This is a genomic window from Rhodomicrobium vannielii ATCC 17100 (genome assembly GCF_000166055.1).
In the GTDB taxonomy this organism is placed as follows: Bacteria; Pseudomonadota; Alphaproteobacteria; order Rhizobiales; family Rhodomicrobiaceae; genus Rhodomicrobium; species Rhodomicrobium vannielii.
In genome coordinates this window covers 1653122-1672500 of record NC_014664.1, presented here as the reverse complement: position 1 = coordinate 1672500, position 19379 = coordinate 1653122, and the positions used below count along the sequence as shown (strand labels likewise).

Genomic DNA, 19379 nt, shown 5'->3' with positions numbered 1-19379 from the left:
GGCGTTCCACCGTGCGGAATTCGGGCGGCAGCGAGGCGAGCCGCTGCGGTGGCGTCATGTGGCCGATGGTCACCGCGCCGAGGCGTCGCTTCGCGGTGGCGGCCTCGCCCGGATCGTTGACGATGAACGGATAGGCAACGGGCAGCGCGCCGGTGAGCGCCTCAGGCCAGCACGCGCCGGACAGCGCGACCGACTTTCCGGGCAGCCATTCGAGCGTTCCATGCGCGCCGAGATGCACCAGCGCGTCGATTTTCGCGGCCTGGCGCAGCCACAGATAAAATGCAACGAAGCCGTGACGCGGCGGGCGGCGCGGATCGTGATACTCGGCGACGCGGTCGCGCGCGCTGCCGCGTTCGGGCTGGGCCGCCACGATGATATTGCCGAAGCGCGTGGCGCGGAAACGGTACGCACCATCGCGACAGGCGGTGTCGGCTTCCGGCTCACCCCATGCGCCGTAAAGCTCGGTAACGAGCGCGGGCGGAAGCGTTTCGAGCGCGGCGCGATAGTTGGCGAGCGGCCATGCAACGGCTTCGGCGAGCAAACCTGCGATCAGCGCACCGTTGTCAGCCGGAATCCCATCCACCGCGTAGCCCTCGGCTCGGAGCAGGTGCAGGATTTCCAGCGCGCTTTCCGGTGCATCGAGGCCCACCGCATGCGCGATCTGGTCATCGCGACCGGGATAGGACGACATCACGAGCGCAACACGCCGCGCGCCGCGCGCGCTTCGGCGCAACCGCACCAACGCGGCCGCCTTGTCCGCCACCGCCGCGATGCGCTCGGCCTCCGGCATATGGACCACGCGTGCGAAGCCGAGCTCCGGGTCCGACACCTCCGGCTCCTTGAAGGAAATCGCGCCCGCGAAGATGCGACCGTCGATTTCCGGCAGCACCACGTGAATGGCGAGGTCGGCGGGGGAAAGGCCGCGCTCCGATTCGGCCCAGGCCTCGCGCGACGATCCCGCCAGCGCCACCTGCAACACGATTGCCTCCGAGGCGTCGAACGCGCCGGTCTCGGCGTCGCGCGCGGAAAAGGCGGTCGCGTTCACGATCACGTCCGGCGCGATGCAGCGAAGCGTGTCGGTGAGCCATGCGCGCGTCGGCTGCTCTTTCAGGCTCGCCACGAAGATCGCGGCCATGTCGAAACCGCGCGCCGCAAGCGCATCGAGCAACGCCTCGATGGGCGCGGTGTCAGCGGCGGCAAGCGCGGCGCGGTAGAAGACGACGAGGGCGCGAGGAGCGTCGCCCGGAAACGGCGGAGCGAGCGGACAACAACCCGGATCGCCGGGGAAAAATCCGTGACGCGGAAGCGGGTGCGCGCCATCCACCACCGCGACGGCGAAACCGGCCACGCGCGCCAACTCGCCAAGCGAAGCCCGCGCCGCCGGTGCGCCGCCCATATCGCATAGCGCCTGCAATCGGCGGAGCACAGCGACCGGCACCGTCGACACCTCGTCGAGACGCGGATCGGCGCGCCCATCGCCCGACACGATGGCGAGCGCGATGCCCTGCGCTTCGGCCAGCGCGCGAAGCTGCTCCACGCCGTAGCGCCAATATTCGATGCCGCCGAGCAGGCGCACAAGCACGCCGCGCGCGCCCGAGAGCGTCTTCTCGATATAGAGGTCGACCGAAAGCGGATGCCTGAGCCGCGCGAGGTTGGCGAGCCGCAGCGTCGGCAGGTCGGCGCGACCGGCACGCCAGCCAGCCGCGAACGCCGCGAGGTCGCTGTCCGCGAACGACAGGACGACGAGATCGGCGGGCGTCTGCCCGAGATCCTCGGCGACCGCCGCTTCTTCGAGGCCATGCCGTTCGCGGAACAGAATGTGCATCATGCGCCGTCAAGGATAGCGGCGACAGCGGCGGCGTCGAAGCCCTTTTCGCCGATGACGACGAGCCGCGAGAGGCGCTGCTTCTCCGCGTGCCACGGCCGGTCAAACTGCGCGCGAATGCGGGAGCCGACGCCTTGCACGAGAAGCCGCATCGGCTTTCCCGCGATGGCAACATAGCCCTTCACGCGCAGGATATTGTGTGCGCGCGCCGCCGCCTCGACCTTCGCGAGGAGGTCGGCCTGTGACGCCTGCTCCGGCAGCGTGATCGCGACCGTTTCGAAATCGTCGTGGTCGTGCGGCTCGCCGTGATCGTGATGCGTTGGCCGCGCGTCGAGATCGTCTTCCGCAGCCGCGCCAAGCCCCAACACCACGCGCGGATCGACGTGGCCTTCGATTGCCGCAATTACGGGGATAGGGCGCGGCGCTTCGGCCAACACCACCTCGCGCGCGACCGCAAGCCGCGCTTCGTCCAGAAGATCGGCCTTGTTCAGAATGACGAGATCCGCGCACGCAACCTGATCCTCGAACACCTCGCCGAGCGGCGTGTCGTGGTCGATGCTCGTGTCGCCCGCGCGCTGCTTCGCCACGAGTGCCGGGTCCGGCGCGAAACGCCCATCCGCCACGGCTTCGGCATCGGCGACGGCAATGACGCCGTCAACCGTGATGCGCGTTTTCAAGTCGGGCCAGTCGAACGCCTTGAGCAGCGGCTTCGGCAGCGCGAGCCCGGACGTCTCGATGAGGATGTGTTCCGGCGGCTCCTTTCGATTCAGCAGCGCCGTCATCGTGGGTACGAACTCGTCCGCGACCGTGCAGCAGAGGCAGCCGTTGGTCAGTTCCACGATGGCGTCTTCGGGGCATGTAGGGTCGGCGCAGCCTTTGAGGATTTCGCCATCGATGCCGATGTCGCCGAACTCGTTGACGAGCACGGCGAGGCGGCGGCCGTTCGCGTTTTCGATCAGATGGCGGACGAGGCTCGTCTTGCCTGCGCCGAGGAAGCCGGTGACGATGGTGACGGGGACTTTCGCGAGAGACATCAAAGGCTCCTTTCGGGAAGCGGCGGCACGCGCGCGATCAACGCGCGGCGAAAGCAGGCGGGGCGCTCGTTCCATGGCACGAGGCCGTCTTCGGTTTCGGCGTTGGCGATGCAGCCGCGATAGATACCCGGCGCGTCCTCGATCGTCAGTTCGCCGAACATGTACGTCCAGCGGTCCGGCCCGGCGATGGCGACGGTAAGGCCGCGATTGCAGTTCGACAGGCATTGCGCCGGCTCGATGCGAAAGCGCATTTCAGCGCGGGCGGCGTGCTCGGCGGCGAGCGCTTCATAGAGTGCGTGGCCGGACGGAGGCGCGGCCTTGTCGGCAGGGTTGCGCCCGCAAAGCACGCACACGAAGACGGTGGCGCGGCGCGCTGGCGGGGCTTCACAGGTTGATGTCGCTTCCATGCTCGTTCCGAGGGAGCGGACGGCGAACCGTCCGGCGCGTGCGGCGGGCGAACCTGCACTCCACCCATCCGACTTTGCGCTCCGGGACACCCCGCCCGGAACGGCGCTTCATCGGAACGCGATAACGCGATCCGGGCAGGCGACGGCAGGTCTCCTGGCTCGCGGGTCACAGCCAGCGCCGCCTTCCCGGAACAAGTCCAGTGGCCATGGCGCAGACTCGCCGCTTACAGTTGCGGGGGCAGCTCCGGCTTCGCGCGCTCAGGCGCGTCCGGTATTCCCTTTTTGTCCCCGAAGGGACCGTCGGCTGCCTCGATTTGTGATACGTCAAGCCAACGAAGTCAATCGGCGGCGCTTTATCGGCGCAAGGCCAACATGAGCAATTGGTAGAGAGCGATGAGCGGAACGAACCCTTTGATCCGAAAAGCGAGCCGCCGATGACGGCCCGCGCGCTGATGTTTCAGGGAACCGGCTCCGATGTCGGCAAGTCACTGATCGTGGCGGGGATGTGCCGTCTGCTCGCGGATCGCGGGCTTTCCGTGCGCCCATTCAAGCCGCAGAACATGTCGACCAACGCGGGGGTCACTGCGGACGGCGGCGAAATCGGCCGCGCGCAGATGCTTCAGGCCCGTGCGGCGCGCGTGGCGCCGAGCGTCCACATGAACCCCGTGCTGTTGAAGCCGCAGAGCGATACCGGCGCGCAGATCGTCGTGCAGGGCAAAGTCTGGGGCAGGGCCGAGGCGCGCGATTATCAGTCGCGCAAGGCGGCTCTGATGCCGCCGGTTCTCGAAAGTTTCGCGCGGCTGAAGGCGGAATGCGACCTCGTGCTGATCGAGGGTGCGGGCTCACCGTCCGAAGTAAACCTCCGCGCGAACGACATCGCGAATATGGGTTTTGCGCGGGCGGCCGACGTACCCGTGGTGCTCATCGGCGACATCGACCGGGGCGGCGTGATCGCGAGCCTTGTCGGCACCAAGGCGGTGCTCGATGCGGAAGACGCCGCCATGATCCGCGGCTTCATCGTCAACAAGATGCGCGGCGATGCGAGCCTGTTCGCGGACGGAATGCGCTTCGTCGCCGACCGCACGGGCTGGACGCCGCTCGGCCTCGTGCCGTGGTTCGCGGACGCGCATGCGTTGCCGCCGGAAGACGGCTTTAGCCGCGACTGGGTGCGCGAGGGCGCGAAGGCCGGTCAGCGCGTGAAGATCGCCGTGCCGGTGCTGCCGCATATCGCAAATTTCGACGATCTCGATCCGCTGCGGCTTGAGCCGGGCGTCGATCTCGTGGCGCTGGCTCATGGCGAGCCGCTTCCCGCCGACGCGGATCTCGTCATCCTGCCCGGCTCGAAGGCCACCATTGCAGACCTCACAGCGCTCCGCGCCTGCGGATGGGAGGCGGACATTGTCGCGCATGTCCGGCGCGGCGGGCGGGTGCTTGGCCTTTGCGGCGGCTATCAGATGCTGGGGCGCTGGGTGGCCGATCCAGCGGGCGTCGAGGGCAGGCCGGGCGGAGTGCCGGGGCTCGGGCTGCTCGATGTCGAAACGGAGCTTGCGGGCGACAAGACGCTCGCGGCCGTAACGGGCCGGACAGCGGCGGACAACGTGCCGCTTTCGGGCTACGAAATCCACATCGGCCGCACCTTCGGCTCGGACACAGCGCGGCCTCTGGTGCTTCTTCATGAAGACGGCGGCTGTAGGCCCGACGGCGCGGTGTCAGCGGATGGGCGCGTGATGGGCAGCTATGTCCACGGGCTTTTCGCGGAGGACCGCCAGCGCGCGGCGTGGCTGGCGCGGCTCGGCGGCGAGCCTTCCGCGCTTTCCTATGAGGCCGCGATCGACGACACGCTCGACCGCCTCGCCGCCCACCTCGCGCGGCACCTCGACATCGAAGCGTTGCTGGCGCTCGCTTGCTGATCCGCGCCGAAGACGCACGGGATTGCGCTGCAACCGCAAATGTGTAATCCAAGCCGAAGCGCGGCTTTCGCGGGATTGCCATCGCGGTCCGGCCGAGCGATCCGGAAAAGTCGGGGGCTACACTCGTGCAAGTGGTGCATGGACTGGCGGGCATTGCCGCGCTTCTGGCGGTGTCCTGGTGCCTGAGCGAGGATCGCTGGCGTCTTCCCCTGCGGATCGTGGCGGGCGGCATCGCGCTTCAGCTTGCCCTCGCCGTGCTCTTCATCGAGTTCCCGCCCGCGACCGCCGTTTTCGCCACCCTGAACGACGCTGTCGGAGCGCTTCAGACCGCCACCGACGCCGGGACCGCGCTCGTTTTCGGTTATCTCGGCGGCGCGCCGCTTCCCTTTAGCGAGGTCACGCCCGGCGCGAGTTTCGTGCTGGCGTTCAAGGCCTTTCCGCTCGTGCTCGTGATCAGCGCGCTCGCGAGCCTCATGCTCTATCTGGGCATCCTCCAGCGCATCGTCGGCGGCTTCGCCTTCATCCTGAGAAACACGCTCGGCATCGGCGGCGCGCTGGGGCTGGGCGGAGCGGTTCACATTTTCGTCGGCATGGTCGAGGCGCCGCTTCTGGTGCGCGCCTATCTCATGCGGATGTCGCGCGGCGAGTTGTTCGCCTTGATGAGTTGCGGCATGGCTGGCGTCGCGGGCACCATGATGGTGATCTACGCTTCGCTCCTCGGCCCGGTCATTCCCGGCGCGCTCGGAAACATCCTCATCGCCTCGGTGATTTCGACGCCCGCCGCGCTCGCCATCGCCGCGATCATGGTGCCGTTCGAGGCGGGCGCGCGCGAGCCTGCCGTGCTCGAACAAAGCGATCCGCCGTCGAGCGCCCTCGAAGCGATCACGCGCGGCACGACAGACGGCATCTTCCTCGTCGCCAGCATCATCGCGATGCTGATCGTGTTTGTCGCGCTGGTTCATCTCGTCAACGCGGTGCTCGGCCTCATTCCCTATCCCGGCGGCGGCGCTTTCACGCTGCAACAGCTTTTCGGATTCATTTTCAAGCCGCTTCTGTGGGCCATCGGCATCGGCACAAGCGAACTCGACACGGCAGCTGGCCTGATGGCGACAAAAACCGTCGTCAACGAGTTCGCCGCCTATCTCGATCTCGCGCGGCTTCCGCCGGATGCGCTCAGCCCGCGCTCGAAAATGATCATGACCTACGCGCTGTGCGGCTTCGCCAATTTCGGCAGCGCCGGCATCATGATCGGCGGCATGAGCGTGATGGCGCCGGAGCGGCGATCCGAAATCGTGGAGCTTGCGCCGAGGTCGATCGTGTCGGGCACGCTGGCGACGATGTCGAGCGGGGCTATCGCGGGGATGCTGGTTTAGGCGGCGCACACGACCGCCCTGTTTTCCCTCTCCACTGCAACGCATTTTGATCTTCATGCAGATGTCACAACGCGCTGCTAGAGCCTCATAAAGGCTTGGAGACGTCCTGTGCGCACCGAAACCGTTGTGGAAGTTTGCCGGATCTCGAAATCGTTCGGCCGCCAAAGTCGCGTGCTCTGCGATGTCAGCCTCACGCTGAAGCGCGGTGAGATGGTTGCGCTGATCGGGGCATCCGGCTCCGGCAAGTCGACGCTCATCCGCACAATCGGCGGCCTGATCCCGGTCGACGCGGCTCCTGCAAACGGCGACGGCGCATGCGGCGTCGTCCGACTGTTCGGCCTGCCCATGCAGGAAAACGGTCGCGTCACGCGCCACGCCAAGGCCCTCCGCGCAAGAACAGGCGTCATCTTCCAGCAGTTCAACCTCGTTCCTCGCCTCTCCGTCTTGACGAATGTCTGCATCGGCAGCCTCGGCCAACGGCGCACTCTTCTCGGCGCGGGCGGGTACTTTGCGGCGGAAGACAAGCGAACCGCTATGCGGGCGCTCGACCGAGTCGGTATCGCCCAGCTTGCGCTACAGCGCGGCTCAGACATTTCGGGCGGTCAGCAACAACGCGCCGCCATCGCGCGCACACTCGTTCAGCGCGCCGAGCTTCTTCTCGCCGATGAGCCGCTTGCTTCCCTCGATCCAAGCTCGTCGAAGCGGGTGATGAACATCCTTTCCGACCTCAACCGTGAGGATGGCATCACCGTCCTCGTCTCTTTGCACCAGGTCGAATACGCCATCAAATATTGCCCGAGGACCATCGCGCTGAGAAACGGCGCTATCGTCTATGACGGGCCGTCAGCCGCGCTCGGGCGCGATTTCCTGAACGAGATCTACGGCGAAGAGAGCGAGCAGTTGTTCGTGCCGGGCTTCGATGCGCCCGCCGTTCACGCCGTTTCGACGCTGCCGGGCGAGGACGTTTCCGTGCCCGCAACCACCGTTCCCTCGCTGAGGATTGCCTCGTCGCCGGCGCAGATCGACGCCCGACAGACGGCTTGATGCCGAAGCGAAGATCCGTCGCATAGCAGTGAGTGCCGACTTCTTCCGAACGTCCAAGAGGTGATCATGCTTTCTTTCAGAAAACTCGCGTTGGCGGCCGCCCCCCTGGCTGCGCTTTTCTTCTCGGTTTCGCCGAGCTTTGCGGAGCCGGATGAAATCAACTTCGGCGTTATTTCAACCGAAGCGTCATCGAACCAGAAGAAGAACTGGGAACCCTTCGTCGACGCCATGTCGAAGGCGCTCGGCGTGAAGGTGAACGCATTCTACGCCACCGACTATGCGGGCGTGATCGAGGCGATGCGCTTCAACAAGGTGCAGATCGCGTGGTATGGCAACAAGTCGGCCCTCGAAGCCGTCGACCGCGCCAATGGGGAAGTCTTCGCTCAGACCGTCTCGAAGGACGGCAGCGAAGGCTACTATTCCCACATCATCGTGCACCAGGACAGCCCGCTCCAGACGCTCGACGACGTGCTGAAATGCGACAAGACGCTCGACTTCGGCATCGGCGACCCGAACTCGACCTCCGGCTTCCTCGTGCCGACCACCTATGTGTTCGCGGCCCGCAAGGTCGATCCGAAGTCTTGCTTCAAGACCGTGCGCAACGGCAGCCATGAAGTGAATTCGCTCGCCGTCCTCAACAAGCAGGTCAACGCGGCGACGAACAACAGCGAAGACCTCCAGCGCCTCGAAATCAAGAACCCGGAAGGCCGCGCCAAGATCCGCGTCGTGTGGACGTCGCCCATCATCCCGCTCGACCCGATCGTGTGGCGTCGCGACCTCGACACCGAAATGAAGACGAAGATCTACAAGTTCCTCTTGAGCTATGGCCGCACCGGCAGCGACGAGAAGCTCGAACAGTCGCGCGCAGTGCTCGGCAATCTGCTCTGGTCGCCTTTCAAGCCTTCGTCCAACGATCAGCTTCTGCCGATCCGCAAGCTCGAAGCAAACAAGTCGCTCATGAAGATCGCGGCGGACGAGAAGCTTACCGCCGAGGAGAAGGAAAAGCTGACGGCGGATCTGAAAGCGAAGATAGCTTCGATCGAGGAGCTTGAGAAGAAGGCCGAGACCAGCGAATTCAAGCAAACCGTGACCGCGTTCGTTGCCGCGGACAAGGCGGGCAAGAAGGACGAGGTCGCCAAGACCATCGAAGACCTCGCGCTCAGCGTGTCCAAGACGAACTGACCGTCGTTCAAAGGCAGGAAGAAGGCGCCGGACCTGCACCGTCCGGCGCCTTTCGCATATCCAGAGGACCGCGTGACATGCCGAATACCATCGACTTGCCCGCCGCAGCAGTTCCTACGAAGCCGATCAGCGACCGCGTCAGGCAATGGGTCTTCTGGCTCATCGTCGTGGCGCTGCTCGTCTGGAGCTGGCGCCCGGCAGAAATGTACCGGGCGGTGTCTCTCGTCACCGACTGGCGAAACATGGCCGAGTTCGCTGGCGGCTATATGCAGCCGAATTTCGCCGACTGGCGCATGTACCTCGAAGAAATGACGGTGACGGTGCAAATCGCGCTCTGGGGCACCGCGCTTGCCGTTGTCGTGGGCATCCCCTTCGCGATCCTCTCCTCGGCCAATATCTGCCCGCAATGGGTGGTCCAGCCGGTGCGTCGCCTGATGGACTCGTTTCGCGCCATCAACGAGCTCGTCTTCGCGCTGTTCTTCGTGGTCGCGGTCGGTCTCGGACCCTTCGCGGGCGTCATGGCGCTGTTCGTCCACAATGTCGGCATCTTCGCGAAACTCTTTTCCGAGGCCGTCGAAGCCATCGATCCGCGCCCCGTCGAAGGCATCCGCTCGACCGGGGCGAGCCGCTTCCACGAGGTGCTGTTCGGCGTCATTCCGCAGGTGCTGCCGATGTGGAGTTCGCTGACGCTCTACCGCCTTGAGACGAACGTGCGTTCCGCGACCACGCTCGGCATTGTCGGCGCAGGCGGCATTGGGCAGACGCTCTACGAAAGCATCCGCAGCTTCCAATATGCCGAAACCGCCGCGCAGATCATCATCGTCGTCCTCACCGTCGTGATGATCGACCTTCTGAGCGCCCGCCTGCGTCGCTCCCTCGTGTGACGGGCGGCGCTATCCGTTTTCGTATTTCGACAGGAAGTCCTCGGCCGAAAGCGCGCGGAAATCGGCAAGCGCGGCGTGCAGGCGCGCATGGTTCCAGTTCCACCACGCCAGCACGCGCATGCGTTCGGCGATGTCCGCCGGGAAGCGCCATTTGATGAGCCGCGCCGGGTTCCCGCCGACGATGGCATAGGCGGGAACATCCTTCGTCACGATAGCGCCCGCAGCAACCACCCCGCCGTCGCCGACGCTGCGTCCGGGCAGGATGACGGCCCCGTGCCCGACCCACACGTCGTTGCCGATGGTTACGGCATGGCTGCGCCGCCACGCAAAGAACGCGTCCTCATCGCTCTCGCCCTCGAAATAGGCGCTGGCGCGGTAGGTAAAATGAGACTGCGACGCGCGGTGCATCGGATGATTGCCGGGATTAATCCGCGTTTTAGCCGCAATCGAGCAGAACTTGCCGAACGTCGTATAGGCCACGTCGGAATCCCGTTCGATATAGGAATAATCCGAAAGCGTGACTTCCAGGAGGCTGGTCCTTGCGCCAACCTCCGTATACGCGCCGAGAACGCAGCGCGTGATCTCGCAGCCTTCGTGAAGTGTGGGTGTTTCGGAGAGGCGTTCGACGGTCATTCGGCGGGCAACCTTTGCTAAGCTCCCGCCATTTTTGCCCGAGCCCCGTAACGCGTAAATGACACGGCGCCTGTCATGAAAGCGTCACCGGATGCGTTCTAAAGCTGCATGCAGGGATCGGGCGCTCCGTCGTCCGCATAAGGACTTATGACGAGTTCACGCAGCACGCAGACAACAGACGGCGAGACCGCGATGCGCCGGGCCGCCATGGCGACCTTCGCGGCGGCTGAGACGGCCGAGCTTCGCGTCGCGCTCGAAAGCATGGGAAGCACCGACGCCGTCGAAATCCGCAAGCCGGAGACGGGGCTCGTCATGGTTCGCGGCAGGATCGGCGGCGACGGCGCACCGTTCAATGTCGGCGAGGCGACCGTGACGCGCTGCGTCGTGCGGATAGCGAGCGGCGAAACAGGCTTTTCCTATATCCTCGGCCGCGACCACGAAAAGGCTCGGCTTGCGGCGCTGTGCGATGCGCTCTGGCAGAACCGCGACAGGCGGGCCGAAATCGAAACGCTCATCATCGCGCCCGTTCGTCAAAGGCTCGCCAGAGAGCGCGAGGAAGCCCGCGCGAAAACCGACGCGACGCGCGTCGATTTCTTCACTCTCGTCCGAGGGGAGGACTGACCCGGTGCCCGCCATCTCTCCCGCCTTCGCAAATCCCGTGTTCGACACGCAAGCGACGTTTCGCGCGGTAATGGATGCCATGGCCCGTCCCGGCGAGACAAGGGCCGTGCCCGCCGTGCTCACGCCGCCCGCGCCGTTGTCGCCGTCGGCGGCTGCGCTGGCGCTGACGCTTCTCGATTATGAAACGCCGTTCTGGCTCGACGCAGCCTTGCGGGAGGCCGAAGACGTTGCGCGGTGGGTCAAGTTCCACACGGGTGCGAGCGCGACGCCAAACCCCGAGGATGCGGCGTTCGCCTTCGCCGATCCGCTCGCCTTTCCGCCGCTCGGCGCGTTTTCGCAAGGCACGCCCGACTTCCCGGACCGCTCTACGACGCTCGTCCTTCAGGTCGCAGCGTTCACCGGCGGTTTTCCGCTGACGCTTTCCGGGCCGGGAGTGAAAGGCGACCGCGTCTTCGCGCCGTCGCCGCTTGCCCCATGCCTCGCCGACGAATTGCGCGCCAACGCCGGCCGTTTCCCATGCGGCGTCGACATCATCTTCGCCGGGCCGGGATCGGTGGCGGCGCTGCCCCGCTCCACCCGCATCGCAACCACGCGCACCGACGAGGACCGCTAGATGTATGTTGCCGTGAAGGGCGGGGAGCGCGCGATTGCCAACGCCCACAAGCTTCTGGCGCATGAGCGGCGCGGCGACGCGGCCGTGCCCGAGCTTTCCGTGGAGCAGATCGAGGGCCAGCTTGCGCTCGCCGTCGCCCGTGTGATGGCGGAGGGCTCGCTCTACGACCGCGAGCTTGCCGCGCTCGCCATCAAGCAGGCGTGGGGCGATCTGATCGAGGCGATCTTCCTCGTGCGCGCTTACCGAACGACGCTGCCCCGCTTCGGCGCGAGCGAGCCGCTCGACACCGCGCGCATGGAGATCCGGCGGCGTATCTCCGCCACGTTCAAGGACTTGCCTGGCGGCCAGATCCTCGGTCCGACCTTCGATTACACGCATCGGCTGCTGGAGGAGCCAATTGCCCCGCCGCAGCCCGCACAGGCGCCGCGAGAGGGCGAGCGCGAGCCGACGCCTCGCGTCACCGATATCCTCGCGGGCGAAGCGCTGATCGAACCCTCGCCCGAGGCCGACCCGTCGCAGAAGACCGGCGACATCACGCGCGACCCGCTGACCTTCCCTGCGTCGCGCGATGTTCGCCTGCAAAACCTCAGCCGCGCCGACGAGGGCTTTCTTCTCGCGCTCGGCTATTCCACGCAGCGCGGCTATGGGCGCAACCACCCCTTCGCCGGCGAAATCCGCATGGGCGAGGTGGAGGTCGAGTTTTTCGCCGAGGAACTCGGTTTTGCGGTGCCGCTCGGCACGATCACCGTCACCGAATGCCAGACGGTCAATCAGTTCAAGGGCAGCGATACGGAGCCACCGCAATTCACGCGCGGTTACGGCCTCGCCTTCGGGCATTCGGAGCGCAAGGCGATGTCCATGGCGCTCGTGGATCGTGCGCTTCGTGCGGACGAACTCGGCGAAGAGGCGCGCGCACCGGCACAGGATGAGGAATTCGTGCTGTCGCATTCGGATAATGTGCAGGCGACGGGCTTCGTCGAGCATCTGAAGCTGCCGCATTACGTGGATTTCCAATCCGAGCTTGGCCTTTTGCGCCAGATCCGCGCAAGTTTCGAGGGCGGCGCGGACGCGTCGAAGGAGGACGCAGAATGAGCGCCGCCTCCTACAATTTCGCCTATCTCGACGAGCAGTCGAAGCGGATGATCCGCCGCGCGATCCTGAAGGCGATCGCGATTCCCGGCTATCAGGTGCCGTTCGCCAGCCGCGAGATGCCGATGCCGTACGGCTGGGGTACGGGCGGCATTCAGGTCACGGCCGCGATCCTCGGGCCGGACGACGTGCTGAAGGTGATCGATCAGGGCTCCGACGACACGACGAACGCGGTCTCGATCCGCGCGTTCTTCGCGAAGGTGGCCGATGTGAAGACGACTACGGCCACCAGGGACGCGACCGTGATCCAGACGCGCCACCGCGTTCCGGAAACGCCGCTCTCCGCCCGCCAGATCCTCGTCTATCAGGTGCCTATCCCCGAGCCTTTGCGCTTTCTCGAACCGCGCGAAACCGAGACGCGCCGCCTGCACGCGCTGGCGGATTACGGCCTCATGCATGTGAAGCTCTATGAAGACATCGCGCGCCACGGCCATATCGCGACGGCTTACGCCTATCCGGTCATGGTGGCGGGGCGCTACTTAATGGACCCGTCGCCCGTGCCGAAATTCGATAACCCGAAGATCAGCGATTGCGCGGCGCTCCAGCTCTTCGGCGCGGGCCGCGAGAAGCGCATCTACGCCATTCCGCCTTACACGCGCGTCGTCTCGCTCGACTTCGAGGACTACCCGTTCGAGCGCTACCGCCAGAGCGGAACTTGTGCGCTCTGCGGCGCGGACGACACCTTCCTCGACGAGGTGGTGACGGACGACAAGGGCGGGCGCATGTTCATCTGCTCCGACAGCGACTATTGCGAGAAGCGCCGCGAAGCACTGGGCGGGGAGGGCATGCGGCATGACTGACGATGCGCCGCTTCTGTCCGCTCGCGGCGTCACCAAATGGTACGGCCGCCGCCTCGGCTGCCGCGATGTCGGCTTCGACCTCTATTCGGGCGAGGTAATCGCCATCGTCGGCGAATCCGGTTCGGGCAAGTCGACGCTGCTGCGACTTCTCACCCGGCAAGCCGATCTCGACGCGGGAACCGTGTCGTACCGCATGCGCGACGGGCGCCTTCGCGATCTCTCAGCCCTGACCGACGCTGAACGCGCGGTGCTGCGGCGCACGGACTGGGGCTTCGTCCATCAGGATGCGTCCTTCGGCTTGCGCATGAGCGTCTCGGCAGGCGGCAATATCGGCGAGCGCCTCATGAGCGCGGGCGCGCGCCATTACGGCGATATCCGCGCAGAAGCTGGGCGATGGCTCGCGCGGGTGGAAATCGATCAAGCGCGCCTCGACGATACGCCGGACACCTTTTCCGGCGGCATGCGCCAGCGCCTTCAGATCGCGTGCAGCCTTGTCACCGGCCCGCGCCTGATCTTCATGGACGAGCCGACGGGTGGCCTCGACGTGTCGGTTCAGGCCCGCATCCTCGACCTGTTGCGCGGCCTCGTCGTCGATCTCGGCCTGTCGGCGCTGATCGTCACGCACGATCTCGGCGTCGCGCGCCTTTTATCTCACCGCATCATGGTGATGAAGGCGGGCGAAGTCATCGAGAGCGGGCTCACCGACCGCGTGCTCGATGATCCGCGCGAGCCCTACACGCAGCTTCTCGTGTCCTCGATCCTTCCGGCCTGATGCCAATGAAACCTGTGCTCGAAATTTCCGGCGTGTCGAAAAGCTTCACGATGCATCTTCAGGGCGGCGTGACGCTGCCAGTCATGGCCAACGTGACGTTCGATGTCCGCGCGGGGGAATGCGTCGCGATCGTTGGGCCGTCAGGCGCGGGGAAGTCTTCGGTGCTGAAGATGATCTACGGCAGTTATGGCTGCGATAGCGGCAGCATCGTCGTGTGCCATCGCGGCGAGGCGGAAGACCTCGTTCAGGCCTCGCCGCGGCGCATTCTGGCGCTCCGGCGCGAGACCATCGGTTATGTGAGCCAGTTCCTCCGGGCCGTGCCGCGCGTGCCGGCTCTCGACGTTGTGGCCGAGCCGCTCGTCGCCCGCGGTGCTTCCCGTGACGAAGCCCGCGACCAGGCTGCGGCGATGCTCACGCGGCTGAATGTGCCACAGCGCCTGTTCGGCCTGCCGCCTTCCACGTTTTCAGGCGGCGAACAGCAGCGCGTGAACATCGCGAGAGGGCTTCTCCCCGACTACGCGCTCCTTCTTCTCGACGAACCGACAGCCTCGCTCGACGCGAAAAACCGCGCGGTGGTCGTCGATCTCATCAACGCAAAGAAGCGCGGCGGCGCAGCAATCATCGCCATCGTTCACGACGAGGATGTTCGCGACGCCATCGCCGACAGGATCGTGGACGCTGCGCATTTCTCGGCGGCGGCATGAAGCGAACAACTTGGAGCGCGTCCGTGATAGCGGCGAGCGCTCCGGCATCGAGCGGGACTGATCTACCATGAGCGCGAACGAGCTTATCCTTACCAACGCCAGCATCGTCCTCGCGGACCGCATGGTGAAAGGCACTCTCACCGTGAAAGGCGCCGTCATCGCCGGGATCGACGAAGGTGTGAGCCATCTGCCCGCCGCCATCGACTGCGAGGGCGATCTGATCCTGCCCGGCCTCGTCGAGCTTCATACGGACAATATCGAGCGTCACATGATGCCTCGTCCCGGCGCAGCCTGGCCGGTGCGCTCCGCCGCCCTTTCCGACGACCGGGAGCTGGCCGCGTCAGGCATCACCACGGTTTTCAATGCGATTTGCGTCGGCGAGGTGCATTCGCGCTCGGTCCGGTCCGGCATGGTGGCGGAGATCGCCCGCGCCATCGACGACCACATCGCGGCGGGCACGCTGAAGATCGACCATTATTTCCATTGGCGTTGCGAGGTGAGCTATCCCGGGCTTCCGGATCTTCTCGATCCGCTCATCGACAACCCGCGCCTCAAACTGATTTCCGTGATGGACCACACGCCCGGCCAGCGCCAGTTCGTCGATGGCGCGCGCTACGCGGAATATTATCAGGGCAAGTTTCAGATGACGGACGCAGAGCTTGCCGAGTTCATGCGCACGCGAAGGCGCGACGCGGAGCTTTATTCAGCGAGCAACCGGCGTTACGTGGTCGAGACTGCGCATGCGCGCGGCGTCCCGCTCGCTAGCCATGACGACGCCACGGCCGCGCATGTCGACGAGGCCATCGCGGACGGGGTGTCGGTCGCTGAGTTCCCGACTACGCTTGAGGCTGCGCAGGCGTCCCATCGCGCCGGGCTCGCCGTGCTCATGGGCGGCCCGAACATCGTGCGGGGTCAGTCGCATTCCGGGAACATCTCGGCGCTCGAACTCGCCCGCGCGGGCGCTCTCGACATCGTGTCGAGCGATTACGTGCCCGCCGCTCTCCTATGGGGTGCGCTGAAGCTTGTGAGCGAGGCGGGCATGTCCCTTCCCGTGGCCGTCGCCACCGTCACGCGCAATCCGGCGCGCGCGGTGGGCTTCACCGATCGGGGCGAGATTGCGGGGGGGATGCGCGCCGACCTCATCCGCGTCCATCAGGTCGCGGACCTGCCCGTGATCCGGGATGTCTGGTGTCTCGGGCGAAAGGTGGCTTGAGGGCGCGGCTTCGAGGTAGCGCAGGTGCCGCCTCGGATCAGGAACGTCTGATGTCCTCATGGGGTTATCCTATTCAGTGCAGGATTACCCGAAGAGCGAGGATGACGAATGGCAAGCGCGAAACGAGAGGACGAGAGGCGATCGCAGGAGGGACAAAGCGATCTCACTTCGAATGCCAAGCGTGCGCTCGCGGAGAAGAAGGCAGCCGAATCCGACACCGAAGCGCCTGCGACGCAAACCGCCAGCGAGGGCATGCAGCCAAACCCGAATTCAGACATCGCACCCTCGGGCGCCCTCGAACAGGAAGGACAACGCCCGGTGCTGGAACGCTCCCGCAAGGTGCGCTGACCCTCGCGCATCGTAAAGGAGGGGTTGACCAACCAACCGGTAAGATCAATGGAAATGCTCGGCTCTCCGAACTGGATTTTTGACGGTGACTCCATAATCGAGACGCTCTGCAAGGGCCTCAGATGACACGCTGTTCTGGAACAACATGGCCGGGCTGAGCGTCTGTCCCCGGACACGATTGAAACTTATCGCCTGCCGCGAACCGTTCGGTCGAATTCGAGGCTTCTATATCGGAGAAGCCGTCGGAACGAAGCTAACGCCGGAACATTGGGCTTGAAGCTGACGGCAAAAAACCCCGAGGAAACCATTTACACCCCGGTCCCCTGCACATTCGCTTCCGTTTGGAGGCAGGAGTTGAACGCGCTGCTGGGCTTGGCGGAAGGCGTGCGCGCGACAGGCTATCGCTTCACGACGATCACCCCTTCTAGCCATGCGCTCGTGAATGCGAGGCCCGGAAACCGAGAGGCGCGCGACATCGAAGGCGTCCTCGGCTGGAGCCGGCCCTTTCAGAAAGACGTCATCCCGGCTCATTTGTTCGGGCTCATGGAAAAGGCTGGTGTTCTTCAGCGGGAGGGAGCGCTTTGGCGCAGCACGGTGCGCTTCTCGACCCTGCAGGGCGATCTGTTCATGCATTCCGCCTTCCCGACCACCGCGCGGGATGCCGTTTTCTTCGGCCCCGACACCTACAAGTTTGTCGATGCAATCAACGCCTGGCTGAACGGGCGGGCGGGACAGGTAGGCCGCGCCGCTGATGTCTGCGCGGGTGCCGGTCCGGGCGGGATAGCGATCGCGAAGGCATGTCCGGGCGCTGAAGTTCTGCTGCTCGACCTCAATCCGAAGGCCGTGGATTTCGCCGCCGTCAACGCCGCTGTGGCGGGACGGCCGAATGCGTGCGCCACGATGAGCAATTTGTTCTCAAACGCTGCGGGCAGCTTCGACCTTGTCGTCTCGCACCCTCCATACCTGATCGACGCAAGCGAAAGAGCCTACCGGCATGGCGGCGGGCCGCTCGGCGCGGGGCTCGCCATCACCATCATCAAGGCCGCGATAGAGCGGCTTTCGCCCAGCGGGACGCTGCTTCTGTTCACGGGCGTTGCGATTGTCGAAGGGCGCGATCCCTTCCTCGCGGCGGCGGCCGAAGCGCTCGACCGCGCCGGTATCGATTGGGCTTATCGGGAAGTGGACCCCGACGTGTTCGGCGAAGAATTGGCGCGCGATCCGTACCAGATAGCAGACCGCATCGCGCTCGTGGTGGTGACGGCGACGAGGGCCGCCTCCGCCTGACGGCGGGACTACTCGCGAGAGACCCTCGCCGAGAGCGGGAACGGTATCTACGGGATGAAAATCGTTGAGATGGCGTGCGGTGGAACAAGCCCGCACTCTTGGCATTAAACAACTCAAAAACAGAAAGCTCTCCCGCTTCCGAAAATGAGCGAATGACTGAAATTACCCCCAAACATAACAGCGTGGATTATTTCGTCAGTAGTGCATCCTTTCCTTGTGTCGCAGCAAAAAGCGCAAGCGCGCGCGGCAATATTACGGAAATGACCTATGGCGACATGAACGAGGCGACGAAGGACGCCGCTATCCTTGATGACCTCGGCGAGTTCATCGCAACGGCCCACGACGAAAGTCTGCGCAGTTTCGTGGCGGCTTTCGAAGCTTTCGAAGAGGCGATGTGGGAGCGGCTTCAGGCCTTGCACGACCTCGACACAAGGTTCTGCGCCTGGGACACCCGCGTTTCTTGCGACCCGGCCTCTCCAGACTTCAGCTTCAGCCTGAGAGGTGAGGCGTTTTTCGTTATCGGCCTCCATCCGAACGCGAGCCGCCTCTCGCGCCGCTATTTTCGCCCGGCTCTCGTCTTCAACCTGCACGAGCAGTTCGAAACTCTGCGGCGGCAGGGTCGTTACGACCGTATGCGCGACACCATCAGAAAGAGGGACGCCGCGCTCTGCGGGTCGGCTAATCCGGCCTTGCGCAATTTCGGCGACCGGTCCGAAGCGGCCAATACAGCGGACGCGCCGCGCCTGATGACTGGCGATGCCCCTTTCGGCCTCGACGCGCGCGGCGTGTGACATGAGCGAAGTAATCCCGCCTCGGTCGGGACGCGCCTTCAGGCTCGGCAAAGGAGCGCGATTGAAGGTCATCGATCCGCAAGGCGAGCAGGTGGCGGATCTGTTCGCCGCCTTTGCTGGAGACACGGCGGAAGTCATGTCTTCCGGGCGCACATTCGACTACCTGGAGAAAATCTATCTAAGCGTCGGCGATACGATCTACTCGAACCGCAGCCAGCCTCTCCTTACGATTCTTGAAGACACCGTGGGCCGCCATGACTTCTTGCTGACGCCTTGCAGCGCGGACACGTTTCGCATCATCTATGGCGACCGCGATCCCCACCGCGGGTGCCTCGGCAATCTGGTGGAAGCGCTCGCTCCGTATGGCATCGGGGCAAACGCGATTCCTGCCTGTTTCAACATATTCATGAATGTCGAACTGGACGGCGTGACCGGGAAGATCGCAGTGAAGCCGCCGCTCAGCAAAGCGAGTGGCTTCATCGTGTTCCGCGCTGAGCAGGATCTGATCATCGGGCTCACGGCGTGCTCGGCCCCGCAATCGAACAACTACAGCTTCAAGCCCATCGAGTTTGAGATACTGCCTTGAGCGGAGCCAACGCGCGAAGCGCATCGCAGCCTAGATGAAAGTCGCTCGGTTAACGGCACCGGACATTCGTCGGCCTAGGCGTGCCATTGTGTCGAGCGTCCGCGTTCTTTTTTGCCACGCCTGCGCCGACATCCATATTTCCGGCGCCCCCATGTCGCAAGGGGAAGTTACTCTATATTATAGACACGTCGGCATTATTCACATAT

At 65.0% G+C, this 19379-nt stretch carries 20 protein-coding genes and 1 riboswitch (1 of these 21 cut by a window edge); of the genes, 16 read left to right on the top strand and 4 right to left on the bottom strand.

Annotated elements, in window-relative coordinates; genetic code table 11:
* The 3 genes in view from cobN to RVAN_RS07680 are tightly spaced (each overlapping or abutting the next) and all read right to left on the bottom strand, a layout consistent with a single transcriptional unit that may run on beyond the window.
* Positions 1 to 1825 carry the 5' portion of a cobaltochelatase subunit CobN gene (gene cobN, locus RVAN_RS07690; RefSeq protein ID WP_041788596.1) on the bottom strand. Its footprint begins 1502 nt before the window's first position, so the window shows 1825 of its 3327 coding nt (coding positions 1–1825); its start codon is at positions 1823 to 1825; its stop codon lies beyond the left edge, outside the window.
* Positions 1825 to 2859, bottom strand: coding sequence for a cobalamin biosynthesis protein CobW (gene cobW / locus RVAN_RS07685; RefSeq protein WP_013419180.1), 1035 nt, complete (start codon positions 2857 to 2859; stop codon positions 1825 to 1827). Before cobW ends, cobN begins: the two co-directional genes overlap by 1 nt.
* Entirely contained in the window at positions 2859 to 3266 is a 408-nt protein-coding gene (locus tag RVAN_RS07680; RefSeq protein WP_013419179.1) for a DUF1636 family protein, read from the bottom strand. Before RVAN_RS07680 ends, cobW begins: the two co-directional genes overlap by 1 nt.
* A 127-nt stretch (positions 3267 to 3393) precedes the next feature.
* A riboswitch (cobalamin riboswitch) is annotated at positions 3394 to 3583 on the bottom strand.
* Between the two features lie 117 nt (positions 3584 to 3700).
* Here RVAN_RS07680 and RVAN_RS07675 point away from each other — a divergent pair.
* From RVAN_RS07675 to phnE, 5 genes are all read left to right on the top strand, one after another.
* The gene (locus RVAN_RS07675) at positions 3701 to 5176 is read left to right on the top strand and encodes a cobyric acid synthase (RefSeq protein ID WP_013419178.1); all 1476 of its coding nucleotides are present in this window, start codon (positions 3701 to 3703) and stop codon (positions 5174 to 5176) included.
* A 125-nt stretch (positions 5177 to 5301) separates the two neighbouring features.
* Positions 5302 to 6549: a NupC/NupG family nucleoside CNT transporter gene (locus RVAN_RS07670; RefSeq protein WP_013419177.1), complete on the top strand. Its 1248-nt coding sequence runs from the start codon at positions 5302 to 5304 to the stop codon at positions 6547 to 6549.
* A 108-nt stretch (positions 6550 to 6657) separates the two neighbouring features.
* Complete coding sequence (locus tag RVAN_RS07665) at positions 6658 to 7593, top strand: phosphonate ABC transporter ATP-binding protein (protein ID WP_013419176.1); 936 nt, start codon at positions 6658 to 6660, stop codon at positions 7591 to 7593.
* A 66-nt stretch (positions 7594 to 7659) separates the two neighbouring features.
* Complete coding sequence (gene phnD, locus RVAN_RS07660) at positions 7660 to 8775, top strand: phosphonate ABC transporter substrate-binding protein (RefSeq protein WP_013419175.1); 1116 nt, start codon at positions 7660 to 7662, stop codon at positions 8773 to 8775.
* A 77-nt stretch (positions 8776 to 8852) separates the two neighbouring features.
* Positions 8853 to 9659, top strand: a complete 807-nt coding sequence (gene phnE / locus RVAN_RS07655; protein ID WP_013419174.1) for a phosphonate ABC transporter, permease protein PhnE — start codon at positions 8853 to 8855, stop codon at positions 9657 to 9659.
* A 9-nt stretch (positions 9660 to 9668) separates the two neighbouring features.
* Here phnE and RVAN_RS07650 read toward each other — a convergent pair whose 3' ends face one another.
* Positions 9669 to 10292: an acetyltransferase gene (locus RVAN_RS07650; RefSeq protein WP_013419173.1), complete on the bottom strand. Its 624-nt coding sequence runs from the start codon at positions 10290 to 10292 to the stop codon at positions 9669 to 9671.
* A gap of 147 nt (positions 10293 to 10439) precedes the next feature.
* Between RVAN_RS07650 and phnG the strand changes: the two genes are divergently transcribed.
* The 11 genes from phnG to RVAN_RS07595 all read left to right on the top strand — a co-directional run bounded on the left by phnG (position 10440) and on the right by RVAN_RS07595 (position 19173).
* A complete protein-coding gene (phnG, locus tag RVAN_RS07645; RefSeq protein ID WP_041787356.1) occupies positions 10440 to 10913 on the top strand; it encodes a phosphonate C-P lyase system protein PhnG in 474 nt (157 codons plus the stop codon).
* A 4-nt stretch (positions 10914 to 10917) separates the two neighbouring features.
* Positions 10918 to 11526 (top strand): phosphonate C-P lyase system protein PhnH, encoded by a 609-nt coding sequence (gene phnH / locus RVAN_RS07640; protein ID WP_013419171.1) that lies wholly within the window; start codon positions 10918 to 10920, stop codon positions 11524 to 11526.
* Positions 11527 to 12618 carry a carbon-phosphorus lyase complex subunit PhnI gene (locus tag RVAN_RS07635; protein WP_013419170.1) on the top strand — a complete coding sequence of 364 codons (1092 nt, stop codon included), beginning with the start codon at positions 11527 to 11529 and terminating at the stop codon, positions 12616 to 12618. It abuts the gene before it with no gap.
* Positions 12615 to 13475 carry an alpha-D-ribose 1-methylphosphonate 5-phosphate C-P-lyase PhnJ gene (locus RVAN_RS07630; protein WP_013419169.1) on the top strand — a complete coding sequence of 287 codons (861 nt, stop codon included), beginning with the start codon at positions 12615 to 12617 and terminating at the stop codon, positions 13473 to 13475. Before RVAN_RS07635 ends, RVAN_RS07630 begins: the two co-directional genes overlap by 4 nt.
* A complete protein-coding gene (gene phnK, locus RVAN_RS07625) occupies positions 13468 to 14247 on the top strand; it encodes a phosphonate C-P lyase system protein PhnK (protein ID WP_013419168.1) in 780 nt (259 codons plus the stop codon). Before RVAN_RS07630 ends, phnK begins: the two co-directional genes overlap by 8 nt.
* Complete coding sequence (gene phnL, locus RVAN_RS07620; RefSeq protein WP_013419167.1) at positions 14247 to 14951, top strand: phosphonate C-P lyase system protein PhnL; 705 nt, start codon at positions 14247 to 14249, stop codon at positions 14949 to 14951. The genes phnK and phnL overlap by 1 nt, the downstream gene beginning before the upstream one ends.
* A gap of 67 nt (positions 14952 to 15018) precedes the next feature.
* Positions 15019 to 16164 carry an alpha-D-ribose 1-methylphosphonate 5-triphosphate diphosphatase gene (locus RVAN_RS07615; protein WP_013419166.1) on the top strand — a complete coding sequence of 382 codons (1146 nt, stop codon included), beginning with the start codon at positions 15019 to 15021 and terminating at the stop codon, positions 16162 to 16164.
* A gap of 108 nt (positions 16165 to 16272) precedes the next feature.
* Complete coding sequence (locus RVAN_RS07610) at positions 16273 to 16512, top strand: hypothetical protein (protein WP_013419165.1); 240 nt, start codon at positions 16273 to 16275, stop codon at positions 16510 to 16512.
* A gap of 354 nt (positions 16513 to 16866) precedes the next feature.
* Positions 16867 to 17796 carry a methyltransferase gene (locus RVAN_RS07605; RefSeq protein WP_041787354.1) on the top strand — a complete coding sequence of 310 codons (930 nt, stop codon included), beginning with the start codon at positions 16867 to 16869 and terminating at the stop codon, positions 17794 to 17796.
* A 152-nt stretch (positions 17797 to 17948) separates the two neighbouring features.
* Positions 17949 to 18587, top strand: coding sequence for a guanitoxin biosynthesis heme-dependent pre-guanitoxin N-hydroxylase GntA (gene gntA, locus RVAN_RS07600; protein WP_013419163.1), 639 nt, complete (start codon positions 17949 to 17951; stop codon positions 18585 to 18587).
* A gap of 1 nt (position 18588) precedes the next feature.
* Entirely contained in the window at positions 18589 to 19173 is a 585-nt protein-coding gene (locus RVAN_RS07595; RefSeq protein WP_013419162.1) for a DUF1989 domain-containing protein, read from the top strand.
* Positions 19174 to 19379: the final 206 nt, after the last annotated feature.